Annotated in this window: 4 protein-coding genes and 2 pseudogenes; 1 reads left to right on the forward strand and 5 read right to left on the reverse strand. The window is 39.2% G+C overall.

The features are described 5' to 3' along the window. Nucleotides 1-57: 57 nt before the first annotated feature. From V7659_RS29750 to V7659_RS29760, 3 genes and pseudogenes are all read right to left on the reverse strand, one after another. A pseudogene (locus V7659_RS29750) lies at nucleotides 58-306 on the reverse strand (SDR family NAD(P)-dependent oxidoreductase); the annotation flags it as partial. Between the two features lie 41 nt (nucleotides 307-347). Then, nucleotides 348-527 (reverse strand): hypothetical protein, encoded by a 180-nt coding sequence (locus V7659_RS29755; protein WP_335543636.1) that lies wholly within the window; start codon nucleotides 525-527, stop codon nucleotides 348-350. Between the two features lie 90 nt (nucleotides 528-617). Next, nucleotides 618-851 carry a hypothetical protein gene (locus V7659_RS29760; protein WP_335543637.1) on the reverse strand — a complete coding sequence of 78 codons (234 nt, stop codon included), beginning with the start codon at nucleotides 849-851 and terminating at the stop codon, nucleotides 618-620. Nucleotides 852-1,102: 251 nt separating this feature from the next. On the opposite strand from V7659_RS29760, the pseudogene V7659_RS29765 reads away from it, so the two are divergent. Beyond that, nucleotides 1,103-1,391 (forward strand): annotated as a pseudogene (locus V7659_RS29765) (IS4 family transposase); the annotation flags it as partial. Nucleotides 1,392-1,527: 136 nt separating this feature from the next. Here V7659_RS29765 and V7659_RS29770 read toward each other — a convergent pair. Then, nucleotides 1,528-1,806: a zinc-binding dehydrogenase gene (locus tag V7659_RS29770; protein WP_335543638.1), complete on the reverse strand. Its 279-nt coding sequence runs from the start codon at nucleotides 1,804-1,806 to the stop codon at nucleotides 1,528-1,530. 282 nt (nucleotides 1,807-2,088) lie between these two features. After that, nucleotides 2,089-2,787, reverse strand: a complete 699-nt coding sequence (locus tag V7659_RS29775; RefSeq protein ID WP_335543639.1) for an SDR family oxidoreductase — start codon at nucleotides 2,785-2,787, stop codon at nucleotides 2,089-2,091. Nucleotides 2,788-2,967 lie beyond the last annotated feature (180 nt).

Genomic DNA, 2,967 nt, shown 5'->3' on the forward strand with positions numbered 1-2,967 from the left:
AATGTTCTTGTGTCATAAAAATCTTCCTCTCTTTATTAAAATATTTATTTATCATTATTAAATTAGCCAGCCGCCATCAATAAGCAAATCGGAACCTGTTATATAGGAGGTTTCGTAGGATGCTGCAGAGGCTTTTACATTAGCAATTTCTTCGGACTGGGCTACCCTTTTTAACGCAGTGTTTTTACCAATTGCGCGGACAAACCGCTCATTTTGCAAACAATTGGCTGTTAAAGCGGTTTCAACAAAACCGGGGGAAACCAAATTCACGCGGATTCTGAAAGGCGCCAATTCCAGTGCAAATGCTGATCCCATTTATCAAGGGTTTATCAAAATTTTAACCAATCTTAAATCCTTTTGTAGGCAACCTTTGTTCCATGATAGATAAGCCCATTCACAAAATTGTTTAACTCCGCAAAGCCCTGATCATGATAATCACCCCCTTCCATCGCATGCTTGGATGCCATAAAACACACCATGCTGATTGATATTGAACGTCCATAAGTATTCTTCATACGCATATCCAATACATTGCATATGCCCCCTCAATTCGAATTTACTTTAAGGCGGTTATTCCTAAATATTTATATAAATATATATTTATACAAATACCATATTTAGCTAAATATCTCTCGCCGACCGACCTGCTGGGCCCCGGTCAGTTTGCTAGCTTCGTACAATTCTAGCAATGTTTTTTTGGAAAACTTTCCAACACTCGTTTTAGGAATTTCTGTGAAGAACAAAATATCATCAGGTAGCCACCATTTGGTAACTTGTGTGGCAGGGTGATTCAACAACTCTTGTTTGTCATTCACTAAAATCGGGGAATTCATAGGCTGTTTTTTCTTCATGGATCAAATCTTCGTAAGATTAGACATTTGGTAATGAGGTGAGAGGAAGCTTCGCTTTGTCTGTCATGATGAAATAGGTTTCAACTGTTGTCAGGCGAGGGTGAGTCCCTTCAATTATTGAAAACAAATCTGCATAGATGAATAAAACTTTATCTTCAGCATACTGACCATTTAGTATGTATACGCTTACATATAGTAGTTTTTTTAATATTTTTATAATTTCATTGATCTATTAAATATTCATCATTAATATGAATCGGGAGCTATTCCAAAGGATTTTTCTTGATTTAGTGTTACAAATTCATGTCAAATCGAATTACACGAAACTTGTGATGTCTTTAAAAATTATCGATTCAAGCACATTGCCATCAATTTGACGAATCATAAATGGGCAGAAATCCGCAAAATAAGTCGGGAGTGAAGTTGCATCAACGGCTTGTTTTTATGGAAAAAGGATTTTCCTCCCCTGAAAAAGCCGTGATGGCAACTGCCAAATAACATGACCGTGGTCAGCTTGAAATCATGGTAAACAACAAAGAGTGAATGTATGTGTTTGACCGTGTTGTGGAAACCAGGGCATATTTGGCTTTGAAAGATAGCAGGAGAATCCGTCCCATGTAAAACAGTATAAATTTAGCATTTAATGATGTTTGGTTAAATTAACTTAAATTCGTTCTTATTCAACTTTCAGAACAATCTTACCAATGTTCCGATTTTCCTCCATATATTGATGAGCTGCGGCTACATCATGCCAATCGAAAACACGATCAATAATCGGAACCATTTTTCCATTTGCAAACCTTTCATTCGAAAATGCTTCAAACTTACGAGTTAACTCAAACTTTAAGAACGTACTCCTTGATCTTAATGATGACCCGATAAATTGGATCCTTTTTTGCAGAAATGCCCCCAAATTCACATTTGCTAATTGTTGCCCCCCTAATACCCCAATCAAAATGCATCTCCCATCAATACCAATGGACCTCATGTAGCGTGCCCATCGGATTATACAATCTTTCAGAAGCTTCTATTTCAACAACAACTCTACCTATTTCAACATCTACAATCTTAAAACCAAGTATTTGTGCAGCTCAGGTATTTTTCCCGCCATCATTTTCTTTAAATTTTCTAAGTGATTCATTATCCGCACCATTAAACTAATAAATTTTACTTTTAAAAGTATTTTTCAACGATGCAAGTGGAGATGTCCATCGAGGGTACAGCTCCATTGTTTCGGTCATACGAACTGTGGGTATAGAGCCGAGACTCCACCAGCCAGACCTTTTTGAACCTTTCGGCTTAACTCGTCGGCAAGAATTTCATGGCTATCAGCCTGGATTCCATCGATAGCGATCTTTGCTACATTAGCAGCATTCAACTTAGGAGCTTTCAAGTGGGCAGTCATGTCTGTGTCCATGTACCCGACATGAAGTCCCGCTACGCGTACCTTCTGGTCAGCCAGTTCTAAACGGATTGAGTTGGTGAGAGCCCACTCGGCCGACTTCGCAGCAGAATATGCTCCTGAATTCACACTACTGAACCAGGATAACACCGAAAGAATGTTTAGAATTGTACCTCCCCCGTTCGAGGCGATCTTCGGTGCGAAGGTGCGAACCATCGAAAGAGTTCCAAAAAAGTGTGTATTAAATTCGGTGTTGATGTCCTCCAAACTACCATTGATAAGGGAGGCGCCTGTCGACACCCCAGCATTGTTTATCAGCAGAGTCACGTCTCCCGCTACCTCTGCTGCCGCTTCCACAGAAGTAGGATCGGTGATATCGATTTGCAATGGTTTTGCTCCCGGTAGTTGGATACTATCAGGGTTACGCGCCCCCGCATAAACAGTAGCACCTCGAGCGATCAGTTCAAGAACGAGTTGTCGACCAAGTCCCCGGTTTGCGCCAGTAACCAGCGCAGTTTGTTTTGAAATATCCATAATAAGAATTCTCCTTCCAGATTTAAGATCCTACTTTAAATATTAAGATAAAAAATTTCTGTTCTGTGGAAAAGTTGATGTGTAAACAAAAATGCCAATATAACGATTTAAGACTCCAAATTTGGCCAAGATTGCTTTTGTGCCGCAAAATCTTGGTTGACAACCTTTTTATTATTTAAG

This window comes from Neobacillus drentensis (assembly GCF_036966985.1).
GTDB lineage: Bacteria > Bacillota > Bacilli > Bacillales > Cytobacillaceae > Neobacillus > Neobacillus drentensis_E.